Consider the following 17,648-nt stretch of genomic DNA (forward strand, 5'->3'; position numbering starts at 1 on the left):
ACAGCCTCCCTCCACTACATATTAAAAGCGGAGGGACACTTTTTTCACTTACATGCTTTCATGCATTGTACGGTTAATTACATCAATTTGTTGTTCACGAGTTAATTTAATAAAGTTAACAGCGTAACCAGATACACGAATTGTTAATTGTGGATATTTTTCAGGGTGCTCCATTGCATCCATTAATGTTTCACGATTAAATACGTTAATATTTAAGTGATGTCCTTCTTTTATTGCATAACCATCAAGCATAGATACTAAGTTGCGTACTTGTACATCATCTTCTTTACCAAGTGCTTTTGGAATAATAGAGAATGTATTGGAAATACCATCTTGTGCATCTTCATATGGTAATTTAGCTACAGATAATAGTGATGCTAATGCACCTTTTGTATCACGACCATGCATTGGGTTTGCGCCCGGTGCAAATGGTTCTCCAGTACGACGGCCATCTGGAGTATTACCAGTTTTCTTACCGTATACGACGTTAGATGTAATTGTTAAGATTGACATTGTATGAACAGAATTTCTGTATGTTTTATGCTTACGAAGTTTATTCATAAATGTTTTCACAAGATTTACTGCGATTTCATCTACACGATCATCATTGTTACCATATTTAGGGAAATCACCTTCAATTTCAAAGTCAACTGCAATACCATTTTCATCACGAATTGGTTTTACTTTTCCGTATTTAATTGCACTTAATGAGTCTGCTACTACAGACAATCCTGCGATACCTGTCGCCATTGTACGAAGAACATTTGTATCATGAAGCGCCATTTCAATACGCTCGTAGCTATATTTATCGTGCATATAGTGGATAACGTTTAATGTATTTAAATATAGACCTGCTAACCATTCCATTGTCATATCAAACTTATGCATAACTTCTTCATAATCTAATACTTCAGAAGTAATTGGTGCGTACTCAGGGCCAACTTGAGCTTTAGATTTTTCATCTTTACCGCCGTTAATCGCATATAGTAATGCTTTCGCTAAGTTTGCACGTGCGCCGAAGAACTGCATTTGTTTACCGATTCTCATTGCAGATACACAACAAGCAATACCGTAGTCATCACCGTAGTCAGCACGCATAATGTCATCATTTTCATATTGAATTGCTGATGTTTTAATAGACATTTTTGCACAGTAGTTTTTAAAGTTCTCTGGTAATTGTTTAGACCAAAGAACTGTTAAGTTTGGTTCTGGAGCTGGTCCTAAATTATCTAATGTATGCAAGAAACGGAATGAGTTCTTTGTTACTAATGGACGACCATCTAAAGCCATACCACCGATAGATTCAGTTACCCAAGTTGGGTCACCAGAGAATAATTCATTATAATCAGGTGTTCTTGCGAATTTCACAAGACGTAATTTCATAATGAAGTGATCCACGATTTCTTGTACTTCTTCTTCTGTTAAAGTACCATTTTCTAAATCTCTTTCAATGTAAATATCTAAGAATGTAGAAGTACGTCCAAGACTCATTGCAGCTCCGTTTTGCTCTTTAATTGCTGCAAGATATGCGAAGTATAACCATTGGAAAGCTTCTTGTGTATTTGTTGCTGGTTTAGAAATATCAAAACCATGAGAAGAAGCCATTTGTTTTAATTCTTGAAGTGCACGCATTTGCTCAGATAACTCTTCGCGTAAACGCATTGTCTCTTCGCTCATTACACCACCAGTTAAATTAAAATCAGCTTTTTTCGCTTCAATTAAATGATCTATACCATATAGCGCTACTCGGCGGTAATCACCGATAATACGTCCACGTCCATATGCATCTGGAAGACCAGTAATAACACCTGATTTACGAGCCGCTTTCATTTCTGGTGTATATGCATCAAATACACCTTGATTATGAGTTTTACGCCAGTCTCTGAAAATCTTACTAAGTTCTTTATCCATTTCGTATCCATAAGATTCACAAGCTTGTTCCGCCATACGAATACCACCATATGGTTGTAATGAACGTTTAAATGGCTTATCAGTTTGGAAACCGACTACTTTTTCAATATCTTTATTTAAATATCCTGGTTCATGTGATGTAATAGAAGAAACAATTTTTGTATCCATATCAAGAACGCCACCGTTTTCACGTTCTTTTGTTGTTAAATCCATTACTTGATCCCAAAGTGTTTTCGTTGCTTCAGTTGCTCCCGCTAAGAAAGATTCGTCCCCTTCGAAAACGTTTACATTATTTAAAATGAAATCGCGAACATCAATCTCTGCTTTCCATTTTTCACCTTTAAAGTTTTCCCATGCGTTTTTTACATTTTCTAATATTTGAGTCATCCTAATCTCCTCCATTTTTGATTAGTACAGGAATAAGATTTTTTATATAACAGCTTACACACTTAGAATACTACTTTTTTGCGAAAGTGAACGAAATAGTTGTGACATGTTTGTGAAAAGTTGAGCAAACTACTGTATGCATAGTGTTAACTTCACTCAAAAGTCTTTATAATTAACCCTTTCTTTAATTGTATTTTTTTGGTACCCTTATATACGAGTCCTATTTTGTAATATAAGAACAATACCCATTGTAGAGCTGTAATACTCTTATCTCCTAATCTGTTATAGTTTTTATAACGGAACAAAAAAGTGTACATATGTTGTACACTTTTTTTGTTACCTATAAAACATCTCTTTTTCTATTTCCATCATAGAATCCACCTCGACTGCCCTTTAATGCAATTAATTGCTCTAATCCTTCGATATGATCACCAATAATTCGAAGTACAGCTGGAGGATGTCCTATTTTTGCAAAATGTTCACTGGGACGAATACGGTTCATTTTATCGACCTCAACACGACTGACACATGCAATTTCGAATCCTGAAAGAACAGCTTTCACTTGCGCTACACAAGGTGACAGTAAAGATCTATATCCTATTGCTTTCAAACACGTCCTACTAAATGCATTAGGTACGGCAATAAGAGAGCCTACTCCTAAATCTTTTCTATCACAAGCTAAATTTAACGCATATTTAAATGCAGTTACGAGATGAAGTGGTACTCTTAAATCTAAATAATGATTTAGATCATTTAATGCGACATCTTGCCCATCTGCAATAGCTTTTGCAAAAGGATATAGCTCACTAGCTGGAATAACAAAATCACCGTCTATAAATAACACAATTTCTCCTTTTGCAAAATAAGTTCCAAGCGAACGCCCCACATCGTTTCCGAGTGCTTCTTTATATATAATTGTTGTTGCTCCTTTTTCTTTTGCAATTGTTGCCGTTTTATCTGACGAACCATTTACAACAACGATGATTTCAAAAGGTTCAATTTTACGAAGCTCCTCTATAACGTTTCCAATTGTTTTCTCTTCATCTTGTACAGGAATAATTACCGATAATTGCTTTCCTTTATACAAATTAGATGTAACGCCCCATCCTTGATAAAAATCTTCAAAATTTAAAGTATGATAGACACTCTCTCTTTTCCGATTTCCATCATAATATCCTCCACGCTCATCGCTGCCTATTATCCGCTCCGCTACAGCTTCTATATGGTCACCTATCATTCGTTTTTCAGCTTGTGCAAGATCTGTGCCATATGCTGCATGCTCGAGTGGCCGAAATTTATTCGGCGTAATAACGTCAATTGCACAATGACGACTAATTTTCCATTTACTTTGCGCTAAGCGTAAATGAGCTACAATAGGATTAACAAAACATTCATATCCAATACTTTGAACGACTTCTTTCGTCAACGCATGAGGTACAGATAATAAAGAATCCATTTTTAATTCTTCGCGCTCTAACATTGCATTTAATATTTGGCGCCATACTGTAACGGAATGTGGTTTTTGTTTTTTTAAAAATAATGCATCCAAATTATTTAAAACGATGTCAGCCTGATCATGTAAAATCGGATTAAGAAATAATTGCAATTTTGAAGTTTGAATAGCGAAATCTCCATCTATAAACAGTAATACATCACCTATCGCATGTTTTGCACCAACTGCGCGGCCAACGTCGTTACCAAGTGACTCTTTATTCTGAATTACTCTACATCCTAAACTCTCAGCAACCCCTTCTGTACCATCATTACAACCATTAGCTACTACAATAATCTCTACTGGATTGAATGGCTTTACCGATTTAATCACGTCTGAAATCGTATCCACTTCATTACATACGGGAATAATAACCGATAATGACTTAGCCATTGTTTTCTTCACGAAACCATTTAATAGTTTCTTTCAATCCTTGTTCCCACGTTATTGTCGCTTGAAATTGAACAAGTTCTCTTAATTTTGTTACGTCTGGTCTTCTATTTGGAATTTCCTCAAAACCATGTGGATATACTTTTTCAAAAGGAACTTGTACAATTTTTGAAGAAGAATTTGTTAGTTTTTTGATTACTTCTGCTACTTCTTTAATATTTTTTTCATTCTCAGAACCTATATTAATAATCTCACCATTTACATTCTCATCCATTGCTCGAATCGTTGCCTCTACTGCATCACTTACGTACGTAAAGCAACGTGTCTGCTTTCCATCGCCATATACGAGAATGTCTTCACCTTGCAAAGCCGCCCGGATAAATCGTGGGATTACCCCTGCATACGGACCATCTTTCGCTCTTGGACCATAAATATTAAAATAACGAACAATCGTTACCGGCAAACCTTCTAATGCGTATCCTAAACATAATGTCTCTTCTAACGTTTTACAAACTGCATAACTCCAGCGTATTTTAGAAGTTGCCCCGTATAATCGATCTCCTTCTTCAGAGAAAGGTGGCTTGCCCTTACCATATACTTCTGAAGTAGACGCAAAGACTACTTTTTTCTTGCCTTTTAATGCTGCTTGTAAAATGTTTCTCGTTCCATCAAAATTTGTTTCAATGAGTTCTATACTTTTTTCCATTGTCGTTTTAACACCTAATATTGCTGCCAAATGGAATACTACCTCGTGTTGATTTACTAATTCATCGATTGCCTTTTTGTCTAAAACACTGATTGGAATAACTGGAATCTCTTTCATTAACTCATTATGATATTTATTTTTCCCTTTATAGAAGTTATCCACAATTGTGACTCCATAACCTCTTTTCACTAATTCTTCAGCTAGATGTGATCCAATAAATCCTGCTCCACCTGTAATTAAACATTTCTTACTCATGCACTCACCTTCTTTATAATTCCACGTGTATCGATTACTCGCTTTATTCTTTTAAAAAGCTCCCAATCGATATTAGAGTGATCAGTTAAAATTAATATACAATCTGCTTGTTTAACCTTTTGTTCATCCAAGGAAACAGATTGATACACCCTATCTCCAATTTCCGCAGAAGAAATATATGGATCATGGTATTCTATCTCGTATCCTTCTTTTATTAGTAATTGAATAATTGGCAATGCTGGTGATTCTCTCAAATCATTTACATCTTTCTTATACGCAATCCCTACAATTAAAACCGTTGCGGGTGATTGCACCATGCCTTTTACCTTTCCGACTATTTTCTCTGGCATTTCTTCATTAATTACATGTGCCGCCTCAATTAATTGACTAATAGCCCCATTTTTCTTTATTCTCCATTGAAAATATAAAGGATCTACAGGAATACAATGTCCTCCTATTCCTGGTCCTGGCCAATACGGAGTAAATCCAAACGGTTTTGTAGATGCAGCTTCAAGCGCCTCATAAAAATTAATATTCAAACTTTCACATAGCATATTTAACTCATTTACTAACGAAATGTTAACTAAGCGCTGAATATTTTCAAATAGCTTACACATCTCCGCTACTTTTGGAGAACTAACAGGAACAACTACATCGAAGATAGTGCTATACAAATCCTGTACCTTTTGTTTACATTGTTCTGTTTGTCCACTAATAACCTTTGGAATCGATTGAACTGAATATTGACTATTTGCCGGATCAATTCTCTCCGGTGAATAACCAATATAATAATCCACTCCTACCTTTTTACCAGTTTGAGAAATAATAGGAATGATAACTTCCTCAAGTGTACCTGGATATGTGGAGCTTTCAAAAATGAAGGTTTGTCCTTTTTGAAGGTTTTGTTGTATATAATGCGAAGCTGAAATGAGAGCACTTAAATCCGGTTCTCTTTGCTCATTAATTGGAGTCGGGACAGTAACAATAACATAATCACTCTTTTGGAGCTCAGTAACACCTTTATCTGGTGTATTTACTAGTAAGCTTTTTTTAGTTAATAAACTTTGTAACTCTTTAGAAGAAACATCTGGAATATAACTTTCTCCTTTTATAATCGATTCTATTTTCCTAGTATCTTTATCTAGTCCAAGTACTGTATGTCCTCTTTCTGCGAAATGGACCGCTAAAGGAAGACCAACATACCCTAATCCAATAATAGCTACTTTACTACTAGCATTCATCTGTATTCTTTTCTTCCTTTCTCAATTGTTGAATAATATCTCTATCCCGTTCTCCATCTGTAAAACTCCCGCGTTCGTCTGTATATTGTAATAGATAAGCAATCGCCTCAAGTTGATCACCGAAAATACGGTCAAATGCTGGAATACGTCCATTAACAAATCCATGTTGCTCTGGGCGTACTCGATTTGTTTTTATAACATCTACAAATTGTACTGCTGTAATAGAGAATCCCTCCAAAATAGCTTTCATTTGAGCTAATGGCGGGATAATGAGAGAGTCATATCCAATTTTATCTATTACCTTCTTATGCATAGCATGTGGCACTGCCGTTAGTGAGTTATTCCATAAATCTGGTCGTTTCGCTACTAAATTTACAAAGTATTTTCCCATACTAATTGGATCCGCGGGATGAAACATATCTAATAAACATTGCAAATCATTTAATGCCATATCACTCCCATCTTCAATAGCATGCAAAAAGGGAGTTAGTTTTTTTGCCGGAATAGCAAAATCACCATCAACAAATAAACAAATATCAGCTGTAGCATGCATGGCTCCTATCGCTCGCGCTACATTATGTCCAAGCGCCTCCCCGAATTCAACAACAATAACATTCTCTAGCTGTGCCTGTTTAATAGTCTCGATATCCGCTCCATTCGCAACAACAATAATTTCATCTACTCCTGCTTTTTTCACTTCTTGTATAACAGATTTTATAGTCATCTTTTCTTCTGACACTGGTATAATCGCACTATATTTCGCTTTTTCCTTCTTTAATACAGCTGGTTTATATTTCCCTATAAACTCTCTATCTCTGTTTCCCTCCGAAAAACCACCGCGTTTACCATATATTTCAATTACATATTGCAAAGCACGTAAATGATCACCCATAATACGACTAGTCGCTTTCGGATAAGGAGAACCAGGTGATGTTCCCGTATGCACAGGACGAACCTTATTTGTATGAATTACATCGACCGAAGCCATATCGACAATATCTACTCCTCTAGACATCGCCATCGCTTGAAATAATGCTGGATCTGCTAAATTCCACCACCCAAGTTTCTCAATAACTTCCCTACTCATCGCATGTGGAATTGCGATTAAAGATCCAACAACAAGCTCCTTTTTATTCAAATAGCGATTCAGTATGAATTTTCCAACTGTCGTATAATGTGGTCTCATCTTTAAATAAACCGACCATGTTAAATTATTCACAACAATTTGGTGCCCCTGCCGAATCCCTTTCACGAAACATTGTAACTCTTTACTCTCAATAACGATGTCACCATCTAAAAACAAGACAATTTCACCTTTTGCTTCTCTTGCTCCAATTGCCCGTCCCACATCATTGCCAAGAGAATGTTTATAATAAATCACATGACAATGATGTTGTATTGCTATTTCTTTCGTCCCATCTGTCGATCCATTATCTACTACGATAATTTCATACGGCTTCAGCTTCTCCACTTCTACTAAAACTTGAGATAACGTACTTGCTTCATTATGCGCCGGAATAACAACTGATACTCTCATACTTGTATCACGCTTACCCTTCCAAGCGAACATAGGCAATAATAGGAGTACGCACAATTACATCTTCCGGTGGTCCATAGGAAGGAGAAGTACGAACACTTACTGCCCCGTCTGTCACAGATAAAAGAATGCCTGCAACAATTTCTACAGCTGTCACAACTTGCACTAACTCACCAACATGGTTACGCAGTTCATCAGTAAATAACATATATAACTCTCCTTTCTTACACTTCTTTAATTGATATAATACTTGTAAATGGTAATAAAACTTCAGTTCCTATTCCTTCTTGCAGTATTAAGAAATCGTCGCCAACTGCTACAATAACACCTGTTAACTGCCCAACCGTCACAGTAATTTCGACGTTTTTACCTAAATATTGCTTTGCAATTTCTTTAAACGGTGATGTATTACATTCTTTTAAAATGTTACAAATAATCGATTGAAATTGACTTGATTTAATAAATTCTTCTGTAGCTTGCTTAGAATTTCTTTGAATAAATCTCGCAAAATTTTGCGAAAATAAAAGTCGTTCCACAGCAGGCAGTAACTTGTCATCTAAAAAATAACCTAATTGTCTATTAAACAGTCGGGATAATTTATGCCAATATTTTCTGAACAGACACATACACTTCTCCTCCTATTTATTTTTAAAATATAAAAAATACATTCATACATCTTAATGTATACAAAGCAGGCTTTTTATGTGATAGGTAAGACATACATTTTTCAAAGAAACAAGAATTTTTAACTAAATAAAAAAGATAGACGGTATCCCATCTATCTTTATAAGTATTTTAATTTTTAATTGTAACAATGGCAGCTGTACTGTAATAAACCGCTCGTGGTAATTCTGCCTGTTCACTGATAGAAGCTGTAACAAGAGAACCACCGCTTGCCGAAAAATACTTAACAGCTTCTAACGGAATACCATCTTCTTTCACATCAATATGCGTGCCATCTCGCCAGTCTATTTTCTGCATTGTTGCTGAAAGGTCCCCAGTCACTTTACCAAATTCTTTACCATCCACCCCTAAAAAGATCCATTCCCATTTTGTTAAACTTAGTACTTGTTTCAACTCCCCAATTTTCTTTCCATCCATATTCGAAAAAATATAGAAGTTGCGTACTCCCATATTCTTTTGAACACGCAACAATCTTTCTCCTGAGTGATTATATAAATAAAATTGTTGCTTATGTAGTCCCTTAAAAAGAAAAGAGAGTACAGCTTGCCATACACTTTGAATAACAAAATCATACTCTTCTTTTAAAAAACCTACTGTATTTCCTTCTAATCCAAAGTACGTTATTACTTGAAATATCCCTACCTCTTTCCGAACAACAAATTTTTGTTGCTCAAGTAATTCAGAAGTCTCTATATTATAATTTTCCTGTTTAAGTATTTTTGATCTTCGTTTTTCTATAAAGCTATATATTAATAATCCAATTGCTGGTAGTAAAATACCTATTAATTGCAGATTGTCTTTCTCTGAAGTGAATAGCATCCCTTTTTTATATTCCATCACTAATCCAATTGCAACGATAATCCATACAATGACAGATACAAAAAAAATACGTTTCGCATTACGTGCGTGATGCTTATGTATACTCATATCCCGTCCCCTTTTCCATTTATCCCGCTATTTGCCGGGCAGTAAGACCCACACTTCAAAATTCGGCGAAAGCAAAGAAGTTAGGTCGGTGATCGACTGTCCGTAAAAGCCCGATTGGTGAAGGCTAATAATCAGTGGGGGATGAAGAAAACCCCCACTGATTAAAGTTTCACTTTATTTCATTATCCCATTGCACATACACTTCCTCAAGAAAAAAAGACTATCCAAAAAAGACAGTCATTTACACTTCAATATTTCGTAACATCGTATAAATATCGTTATTCACTTTACCAAATGATTTAATGTTATTTTGAATGTTAGATAATAAAACAACATATACACTACCATTTTTACTAAAACCATTTAAACAATTCCAACCTGGCATTACACCATGATTTGAATAGCTTCCTGGATCTACATACCAGCCAAATCCGTAATCTTTTTTCACAGCAGTAAACATTTGATTATAACTCTCTTTTGAAATTAATTTTCCAGAGAAGAGTGCTTCATTAAATAAATATAAATCATGTGCGCTCGTATATATATCACCACAACCATATAGTTGTGACATGCTCGGAATATTAGGTGTTGTCATATTGTTATTCACTATTTTATAACCCGTTGATGGGAATCTTGTTTGTTCCAACGCTGTACCAAAACCAGAATGTTTCATACCCGCGGTCGCAAAAATATGCTGTTTTATATATTCTTCGAGCGACTGTCCACTTACCTTCTCAGCAATGTAAGCAAGTATAGAATAGTTTGAATCAGAATACTTCCATTTCTCTCCCGGACTCCCAATACGCTTTTGCTTTCCTATTCGTTTGATCAATTCTTCATGAGAAATATCCTCTGTCCCCTGCTCATACTCTGGAATTCCCGATGTATGTGTTAATAGATGTTTTAACTGTATGCTATTACCTTGAGGAAAGTCTGGAATATACTTTGTAACTGTATCCTCTACTTGTAACTTATTTTGATCTTTTAATTGCATAATAGCAGTCGCTACAAACGCTTTTGAAATAGAACCAATATAAAAGGTCGTCTCTGAATTATTCGGCACTTGATTCTCTTTATTAGCCATGCCGTATCCTTTATTCACAAGAACTTTCCCATTCTTCACAATAACAGCTGTTCCACTAAATCCCATGCTCTGTAAATATTGATCCAATTGAGCATTTTCATTAATTTCTTGAGGTGGTCCCTCAGCAGGCTTCTCCACAGCTTGCGCTTGCTTCACTTGTTCTTCCTGCTCTTTTTGTTTTTGTGCTTCTTGCTTCTTTTTTTCTTCTTCTTTCTTTTTTAGCTCTTCTTGTTTTTTCATTTCTGCTGCCGCTTTTAAAGTTTCCTCTTTCTTATTAAGCGCAACAATTTTTGTATACATGAAATATACAAGTGATAATAGTAAGACGAGAATGATTGTTCTTTTTATGTATACAATCGGCCGACGTGCTTTCCCATTTGCATTATTTTTTTCCTGATCCATGATTGCCTTTTTCCCCTTATTTACCGATAATTTACTTTTAATTTCCACCTATATTTTGGATAATCTATTCTATAACATCACTACTTTATCACGCACTGTACATATAACCAACCTATATGTACAAAAAAGAAAAAGAAAATTTACAAAAGTAAGATTCCCGTTAAATTTTTAACATAAAAAAAGAGGATATCCTCTAAAAACTGATATTATCAGTCTTTTTGGATATCCTCTTATTTAATTATTTATACGTGTTTTTTCATATCATCGGCAACAGATTCAACATTTGTACCTACGATAACTTGTACACTTGTGTTACTTAATTTCATAACACCTTTCGCACCCGCACGTTTTAATGCAGCTTCGTTTACTTGACTAGCATCTTTCACTTGTAAGCGTAGACGTGTTGCACAGTTATCAATAACTGTTAAGTTGTCTTTTCCACCTAAAGCTGCTACGTAAGTTTCACCAATTGAACCTGCAACTGGTGCATCACCCTCTTCAACTAACTCATCGTCATCTTCACGACCAGGAGTTTTCAAGTCAAACTTCTTAATTAAGAAGTAGAATACTACAAAGTAAATTACTGCGTAAATTAAACCGATTCCCGCTAGCAATACTGGTTTCGTTGCAATACCAAAGTTTAAGAAGTAATCAATTGCACCGGCACTAAATGTGAAACCATCGTGAATGCCAAGTGATGTTGTTACGAATAAAGAAATACCTGTTAACACGGCATGAATACCATATAATACTGGTGATAGGAACATGAATGAGAATTCAATCGGTTCTGTAATACCAGTTAAGAATGAAGTCAATGCTAGGCCACCTAACATACCTGTAACCATTTTACGTTTTTCTGGTTTAGCAGCTGCAATCATTGCGAAACATGCTGCTGGTAAACCGAACATCATAACTGGGAAGAAACCAGTCATAAACATACCTGCTGTTTTATCCCCTGCAAGGAAGCGAGCAATATCACCATTTACAACGTTACCTGCTGCATTTGTAAAGTCACCAAATACGAACCAGAAGTATGTGTTCATTACATGGTGTAAGCCAATTGGAATTAATAGACGGTTTAATAAACCAAATAGACCTGAACCAACTGCACCTAAATTAACAATTCCATGAGCCAATGCATCGATGCCATTTTGAATTGCTGGCCAAATTTGTGCGAATAGAATTCCTAATATTAGCATCACAACCGATGTAACAATCGGAACGAAACGTTTTCCAGCAAAGAAACCTAACCATTCTGGAAGTTTAATCTTATGGAATTTATTATAAAGGAATCCTGCTATAACGCCGACAATAATACCACCTAAAACTTTCATATCCACTTTAGTCGATAATTCGGCGGCCTTAGATACTTGTGTCATTGTATCTGCCAGCTTAGATGGATCTATATTTGCGCTATTACCTATTAAATCTTGAACTTTACCTAATTTATCTTGTAATTCTACAGTAGAATATCCCTTACTAAGTGCATCAATACTGTTTTTCATAACCAGATAACCAATTGCACCTGCAAGACCTGCTGCACCACTACCATCAACTGAAAGACCGATTGCAATACCAATTGCAAAAATAAGTGCTAAATTATCAAAAACCGCTGCGCCGGCCTGTGCCATAACAGGAATATCAAATACATCTGGTTGCCCTAAACGAAGCAATAATCCTGCTGCTGGTAGTACGGCAATTGGAAGCATTAGCGCTTTACCAATACGTTGTAAAAACTGCAACATTTTAATTCCCCCTATCAAATTTATGAAATCGTTATCATTATAAGTACGCTTTAGAAAACGCTTTCTATTTACATAACCATAATAACATATAGTTGTATAGATGTGTAGTTTTTATTTCCGAACTTTTTATGGATAAGTTTTCTATTTCCAAACTGTTATATAAAAGGGGAATTCTCCTCTTTTATTACAGAATAATCTAAACTAAAGACCCACTATAGAACATGTAACTTTCGTTTTATCATTCCACTTTTTCATGTTATTATTTATTTCCGAGCATATCGGGAAAAGTAAACTTAGTTAATTCGAAATAGGAGCGGTGGTACTATGCAGTGCATTGAAACAAACAACTTACAACAGTTGTTAGAACAAGTAAAACCATATACGAAAAAAGGAAAACTTGCTACTTATATCCCCGAACTAGGAAATGCAAATCCAGACGATTTAGGGATTGCCATTTTCCATAAAGAAACAGAATATATCCATGCTGGTAACTCACAGACATTATTTACTCTTCAAAGTATTTCCAAAGTAATTACACTTGCACTTGCACTTTTAGATCGCGGTGAAGAATATGTATTTTCTAAAGTTGGAATGGAACCAACTGGTGACCCATTCAATTCTATTATTAAGTTAGAAACGACAAGCCCATCTAAACCTCTTAATCCAATGATTAATGCGGGAGCATTAGCTATCACAAGCATGTTAGCAGGACAAGATAACGAAGAAAAAATGGAGCGTATCCTTCATTTTGTACGGGAAATAACAGATAATCCTACTATTAATTATTCTTCTAAAGTTGCCAATTCAGAATTAGAGACGGCTTACTTAAATCGTTCACTTTGTTACTATATGAAACAAAATGGAATTATCGATTGTGATATTGAGGAACTTATGGATTTATACACTCGTCAATGTGCAGTTGAAGTAAACTGTATTGATTTAGCACGTATTGGTTTAATTTTTGCAATGGACGGATATGATCCATATAAGAAAAAACAAATTATCCCTAAACATATTACGAAAATCTGTAAAACATTTATGGTTACATGCGGTATGTATAACGAATCTGGTGAATTTGCAATTCGTGTTGGTATCCCTGCAAAAAGCGGTGTAGCTGGTGGTATTTTCGGTTGCGTAAAAGGCGAGTTGGGTATCGGCATTTTCGGGCCAGCTTTAGATGCAAACGGAAATAGTATCGCTGGTTTTAAAATTCTTGAACTTCTTTCTGCTCAAGAAGGTTGGAGCATTTTTTAATTGGGCGGTATCCTGCTAATATAGCAGGATTTTTTTACGGAAAATTCATTGTTACTGGTCATCAATATCCTTACAAAAACAGTACTGAAAGTTTCTCTTTATTATGCATATTTGCTCCCCCCTCCTGAATAGTATAGTACAACCTAGCGCTATATGTGGAGGTGTAAAAGATGAAACTAATATTTCAAATGGCGAAACAACCTGTTCTTGAAAAAACAATTGTTCTTTTTATATTGAGTATTGTAGAAAGCTTAAAGCTAAAAGTTGTTTCACTCGACGAAGCTCACCGATACATATTCAATTTAGAAGTACTTGAACTATTAATGGATCGAAACATCGATGATCAAGTACTAGAGCTTATACATTTCGGAATGGGACTCGAAGATATTCATCATGTACTCCCTGAAGAACTTGAGCATAGTATTGAGGAACTAAAATGGCTTTGTATCCAAGTTTTAAGTGAATATAGTATGCACGAGGAATCGGAACAATTAATTGAAGATATACGCTAAAAAGCACCTTTGTAGGTGCTTTTTATGTTTATTAAGAAATAAATATCCGATGTCGATATATGAAATTTATTCAAGTATTTCCGAGGAAATGCTCGAACATTGCCTTTCTATGTTTACAACAACTGATCTATCCCAATAAGAATTAATAATACGCCTGCAATTACCGTCGCCCATTTCCCTAAGTATTCCGCTAAAAATCGTTTTCCTATATATGAAAAGCCACTAATACAAATGAAACTAAACACCCCAGAAATACATGCCGTAAGCCACAGATTCAAATTTGTTACTCCAGCATCAAACCCACCTGCAATATTATTAATAGATAATGCCACCCCTAAAACAAGAGCCTCAGAAAAACTAATTGTTTTCGATCCATCAAAATCTGCTTTTTCTGGATCACGTAAAATCCCCAAAAGTACACTACCATCTTTAGATTCTATGGTGTCCTTTTTACTCAAGAAAGGCTGACATAAAATAAACACTCCGATTATCCCTAAAACAATTGCTCCAATCAGGTTTGCTGTAAACTCTGAAATAAATAATGCGATCCAATTCCCCAAAAAACCAGCTAATAAAGTAAATAAAAAACCAAAAAATGCGATGATAAAATTGTTAAACCACGAAATACGAATTTTACGAATGCCATATGCAATCCCAACACCTGCATTATCTAAATTAGAAGCAATTCCGATTAAAAGAATTGAAAATATACCTGCCGTACTCATAAACAGTCACCCCTTTTTCTCACTTCTCAATGCATATTATGAAAATGTTGAGCAACTGTGCCTGTCTGTTTCATATACTTGTAATAAATGCTCAACATTTTTTCAACAATAAAAAGGGGTGCCTTCACTATGCCTAAAGAAAACCCAAACGATCGTCTTGGTAAATTAATCAAAAAGCTTTTAAAAGAACGTGCCTTATCCATGCGCCAACTAGGAATACTTACAAATATTGATCCAGCAACAATCTCAAGAATTATGAATGGTAAACAACAACCAAAACAAAAACATCTACAAAAATTTGCAGAATGTCTGCAAGTTCCGCCTCAATTGTTATTTGATGAAATGTATCCTAATTCTCCTCACATAAATAAAGAAAAGACGGATATGTATACATCTCTTGATACAATTCAGCAAACTTTACAATCCTCTAACTTATTCGACTTCGATTACACAACAACTCGCGTAAAACAAGAACTTGAAACTTATGAACGCTATGCTCAAACAACAGAAGGTGAAAAACGTATTCATGAAAGTTTTTCAAGCAAGTTAGAACAGATTGATAGTGCAGGCCCTTTCATTGAACAATTAACAGATATGTATCAACAATTTTGTAATGAAACCATTTCAAAAGAAGAACGTGCAATTCTTGGGGGTGCATTACTGTATTTCATTTTATCGACAGACATTATCCCCGACTATCTCTTTCCAATTGGCTATTTAGATGATGCAATTGCTGTTGAATTAGCAAAAGAGAAATTAATTGAACTAAAACGAAAGACATAGAAAAATAAAGTAAAACTTTAATCAGTAGGGGTTTTGTTCATCCCCCACTGATTATTAGCCTTCACCAATCGGGTTTTTATGGGCCGTTGATCTCCCACCTAACTTCTTTGCTTTCCCTGAATTTTGAGGTGGGGGGCTTACTGCCCGGCGAATAGCGGGATAAAAAACTATTTCAGCTGTTGTTTAAGTTCAACTCTGAAATAGTTCACTAAAAAATCGTACAAGTTGCAGACCCGTACGATTTCAATATACAAATCTATTTTTTCGTATGACACCATTCATATATGAACGCCGTTATTACTTTTGTAAATTCAATTAACTGTTCAACTTCAACTTTCTCATTTACAGAATGGGCCTCTTCTAGTGTACCTGGCCCATAAATAATGGCGGGGATATGAAATTCACTAAACCACCCACCATCCGTTACTGTTGCAGACATATCTAAAATTGCATTTTTAGATAAAATAGATTCATGTACCGCACTAAGAGTTTTTACAGCTACATGTTCACTATCTACTTCTAAAGAAGGAAAAATTTCACCACGATCCACAATCATCGACTCTCCGCCCCACTTAAATTGCGGTGGATTTTCACTTAACCATGGATCAGCAGCTGCTACTTTTCTTATATACGCTTCTATTTCTTCTATTATTTGTTCATGCGTTTCGTTTGGATAGAAGTGTACTGTTATCCACAATCGGCACTCATCAGCAATAAACGCTGCATGCCGGCCACCTTCAATAACAGCTGGATTAATTGTTGTTGTTCCCGATGGATAGCCTTCATACGTTTTCATGACTGCCCAGTGGCGCTCCAGTTCTTGTAAGCTTTGCACAATTTTCATCATTTTTTCAATTGCACTCGCTCCAAATAGACGTCCTCCGGCATGAATCATTTGTCTACGTGTTGCATCATGAAACGTTCGCGGGCTTTTCACAGTAATCCATCCAGTAATTACGCCCCCCTGTCCTTGCATATGTAAATTGCTCGTATCCACTACGACTGCAAAATCAGCATCATAACCACGTTTACAACATTGAAGTGTTCCTGCTTCTCCTACTTCTTCTCCAATTACTGATTGAAATATTAGATCACCCGGCAATTCAATTCCCGCTTCTTCTAAAAGCTGAATAGCAAATAAGGATCCAGCTAATCCACCTTTCATATCTGCCGCGCCTCTTCCAACTAACCAGTCGTCTTTTATAAACGGCTCAAACAGATTTGTTTCCCATGCCTCATCTATCGACACTTCAGCTACATCCATATGTCCATTAATAATAAGACTTTTATATGTCCCGCTTTCCGTCCCTTTTTTTACACCAACAACGTTCGGGTCATTCGGATATACATCCCATTTATCAATACTAAAATTTCGTTTTCTTAGAAAATCTGCAACAAATTCTTGTGCTTCATTTGTATTTCTCGCTGGTGGCGCTGGTGTTTCAAAACGAATTAATGTTTTTGTAAGTTCGAGCAATTCCTCTTTCCTTGAATCTATTTGTTTTAACAACTGCGAAATTTCTGGATTCATCGCTAATTCCCCTTTGCATACGTAGTATGTTTCCAGCTTTATTTTCACAAAAAAAGAGACTGTTTACAATTTTACAGTCTCT

At 35.6% G+C, this 17,648-nt stretch carries 15 protein-coding genes and 2 pseudogenes; 3 read left to right on the top strand and 14 right to left on the bottom strand.

Translation table 11 applies throughout. The features are described from left to right. Positions 1 to 48: 48 nt before the first annotated feature. From pflB to A6J74_RS30710, 12 genes and pseudogenes are all read right to left on the bottom strand, one after another. Entirely contained in the window at positions 49 to 2,298 is a 2,250-nt protein-coding gene (pflB, locus tag A6J74_RS14400; protein WP_000192129.1) for a formate C-acetyltransferase, read from the bottom strand. Positions 2,299 to 2,450: 152 nt separating this feature from the next. Further along, positions 2,451 to 2,670: pseudogene (locus A6J74_RS30450) on the bottom strand (hypothetical protein). After that, positions 2,639 to 4,183, bottom strand: a complete 1,545-nt coding sequence (locus A6J74_RS14410; RefSeq protein ID WP_001130013.1) for a glycosyltransferase family 2 protein — start codon at positions 4,181 to 4,183, stop codon at positions 2,639 to 2,641. The pseudogene A6J74_RS30450 and the gene A6J74_RS14410 overlap by 32 nt, the downstream one beginning before the upstream one ends. Beyond that, a complete protein-coding gene (locus A6J74_RS14415) occupies positions 4,176 to 5,141 on the bottom strand; it encodes a UDP-N-acetyl-alpha-D-glucosaminuronate decarboxylase (protein WP_000037048.1) in 966 nt (321 codons plus the stop codon). Before A6J74_RS14415 ends, A6J74_RS14410 begins: the two co-directional genes overlap by 8 nt. Next, on the bottom strand, positions 5,138 to 6,382 hold the full coding sequence (locus A6J74_RS14420; protein ID WP_000994260.1) for a nucleotide sugar dehydrogenase: 1,245 nt from the start codon (positions 6,380 to 6,382) through the stop codon (positions 5,138 to 5,140). Before A6J74_RS14420 ends, A6J74_RS14415 begins: the two co-directional genes overlap by 4 nt. Continuing rightward, positions 6,372 to 7,919, bottom strand: a complete 1,548-nt coding sequence (locus A6J74_RS14425; RefSeq protein WP_002047139.1) for a glycosyltransferase family 2 protein — start codon at positions 7,917 to 7,919, stop codon at positions 6,372 to 6,374. The genes A6J74_RS14420 and A6J74_RS14425 overlap by 11 nt, the downstream gene beginning before the upstream one ends. A gap of 13 nt (positions 7,920 to 7,932) precedes the next feature. Beyond that, positions 7,933 to 8,127 (bottom strand): hypothetical protein, encoded by a 195-nt coding sequence (locus A6J74_RS14430; protein ID WP_000899471.1) that lies wholly within the window; start codon positions 8,125 to 8,127, stop codon positions 7,933 to 7,935. Positions 8,128 to 8,143: 16 nt separating this feature from the next. Further along, on the bottom strand, positions 8,144 to 8,545 hold the full coding sequence (locus tag A6J74_RS14435; RefSeq protein ID WP_000335537.1) for an LSm family protein: 402 nt from the start codon (positions 8,543 to 8,545) through the stop codon (positions 8,144 to 8,146). A gap of 169 nt (positions 8,546 to 8,714) precedes the next feature. Next, entirely contained in the window at positions 8,715 to 9,530 is an 816-nt protein-coding gene (locus A6J74_RS14440) for a hypothetical protein (RefSeq protein WP_000022135.1), read from the bottom strand. A gap of 241 nt (positions 9,531 to 9,771) precedes the next feature. Continuing rightward, entirely contained in the window at positions 9,772 to 11,016 is a 1,245-nt protein-coding gene (locus A6J74_RS14445) for a serine hydrolase domain-containing protein (protein ID WP_000371825.1), read from the bottom strand. A gap of 242 nt (positions 11,017 to 11,258) precedes the next feature. Further along, on the bottom strand, positions 11,259 to 12,761 hold the full coding sequence (nagE, locus tag A6J74_RS14450; RefSeq protein WP_000938904.1) for an N-acetylglucosamine-specific PTS transporter subunit IIBC: 1,503 nt from the start codon (positions 12,759 to 12,761) through the stop codon (positions 11,259 to 11,261). A gap of 141 nt (positions 12,762 to 12,902) precedes the next feature. Beyond that, positions 12,903 to 13,016, bottom strand: a pseudogene (locus A6J74_RS30710) (transcriptional regulator). Positions 13,017 to 13,085: 69 nt separating this feature from the next. On the opposite strand from A6J74_RS30710, the gene glsA reads away from it, so the two are divergent. Further along, a complete protein-coding gene (gene glsA, locus A6J74_RS14460) occupies positions 13,086 to 14,015 on the top strand; it encodes a glutaminase A (protein WP_001149857.1) in 930 nt (309 codons plus the stop codon). A gap of 170 nt (positions 14,016 to 14,185) precedes the next feature. Next, positions 14,186 to 14,527, top strand: coding sequence for a DUF3969 family protein (locus A6J74_RS14465; RefSeq protein ID WP_000766598.1), 342 nt, complete (start codon positions 14,186 to 14,188; stop codon positions 14,525 to 14,527). Positions 14,528 to 14,640: 113 nt separating this feature from the next. Here the strand turns inward: A6J74_RS14465 and ytaF are convergent, their stop codons facing one another. Continuing rightward, positions 14,641 to 15,252, bottom strand: coding sequence for a sporulation membrane protein YtaF (ytaF, locus tag A6J74_RS14470; RefSeq protein WP_000100716.1), 612 nt, complete (start codon positions 15,250 to 15,252; stop codon positions 14,641 to 14,643). Positions 15,253 to 15,381: 129 nt separating this feature from the next. On the opposite strand from ytaF, the gene A6J74_RS14475 reads away from it, so the two are divergent. After that, positions 15,382 to 16,035 carry a DUF1232 domain-containing protein gene (locus A6J74_RS14475; protein ID WP_001123713.1) on the top strand — a complete coding sequence of 218 codons (654 nt, stop codon included), beginning with the start codon at positions 15,382 to 15,384 and terminating at the stop codon, positions 16,033 to 16,035. A 256-nt stretch (positions 16,036 to 16,291) separates the two neighbouring features. Here the strand turns inward: A6J74_RS14475 and A6J74_RS14480 are convergent, their stop codons facing one another. After that, positions 16,292 to 17,614 (bottom strand): acetylornithine deacetylase, encoded by a 1,323-nt coding sequence (locus A6J74_RS14480; RefSeq protein WP_002047098.1) that lies wholly within the window; start codon positions 17,612 to 17,614, stop codon positions 16,292 to 16,294. Between the last annotated feature and the right edge of the window lie 34 nt (positions 17,615 to 17,648).

The sequence above is a fragment of the Bacillus sp. FDAARGOS_235 genome, from assembly GCF_002073415.2.
GTDB lineage: Bacteria > Bacillota > Bacilli > Bacillales > Bacillaceae_G > Bacillus_A > Bacillus_A toyonensis.

Excerpts from the sequence above, each read along its gene's own strand:
- pflB (WP_000192129.1), bottom strand. The coding sequence starts at position 2,298 with ATGACTCAAATATTAGAAAATGTAAAAAACGCATGGGAAAACTTTAAA.
- A6J74_RS14410 (WP_001130013.1), bottom strand. The coding sequence starts at position 4,183 with ATGGCTAAGTCATTATCGGTTATTATTCCCGTATGTAATGAAGTGGAT.
- A6J74_RS14415 (WP_000037048.1), bottom strand. The coding sequence starts at position 5,141 with ATGAGTAAGAAATGTTTAATTACAGGTGGAGCAGGATTTATTGGATCA.
- A6J74_RS14420 (WP_000994260.1), bottom strand. The coding sequence starts at position 6,382 with ATGAATGCTAGTAGTAAAGTAGCTATTATTGGATTAGGGTATGTTGGT.
- A6J74_RS14425 (WP_002047139.1), bottom strand. The coding sequence starts at position 7,919 with ATGAGAGTATCAGTTGTTATTCCGGCGCATAATGAAGCAAGTACGTTA.
- A6J74_RS14430 (WP_000899471.1), bottom strand. The coding sequence starts at position 8,127 with ATGTTATTTACTGATGAACTGCGTAACCATGTTGGTGAGTTAGTGCAA.
- A6J74_RS14435 (WP_000335537.1), bottom strand. The coding sequence starts at position 8,545 with ATGTGTCTGTTCAGAAAATATTGGCATAAATTATCCCGACTGTTTAAT.
- A6J74_RS14440 (WP_000022135.1), bottom strand. The coding sequence starts at position 9,530 with ATGAGTATACATAAGCATCACGCACGTAATGCGAAACGTATTTTTTTT.
- A6J74_RS14445 (WP_000371825.1), bottom strand. The coding sequence starts at position 11,016 with ATGGATCAGGAAAAAAATAATGCAAATGGGAAAGCACGTCGGCCGATT.
- nagE (WP_000938904.1), bottom strand. The coding sequence starts at position 12,761 with ATGTTGCAGTTTTTACAACGTATTGGTAAAGCGCTAATGCTTCCAATT.
- glsA (WP_001149857.1), top strand. The coding sequence starts at position 13,086 with ATGCAGTGCATTGAAACAAACAACTTACAACAGTTGTTAGAACAAGTA.
- A6J74_RS14465 (WP_000766598.1), top strand. The coding sequence starts at position 14,186 with ATGAAACTAATATTTCAAATGGCGAAACAACCTGTTCTTGAAAAAACA.
- ytaF (WP_000100716.1), bottom strand. The coding sequence starts at position 15,252 with ATGAGTACGGCAGGTATATTTTCAATTCTTTTAATCGGAATTGCTTCT.
- A6J74_RS14475 (WP_001123713.1), top strand. The coding sequence starts at position 15,382 with ATGCCTAAAGAAAACCCAAACGATCGTCTTGGTAAATTAATCAAAAAG.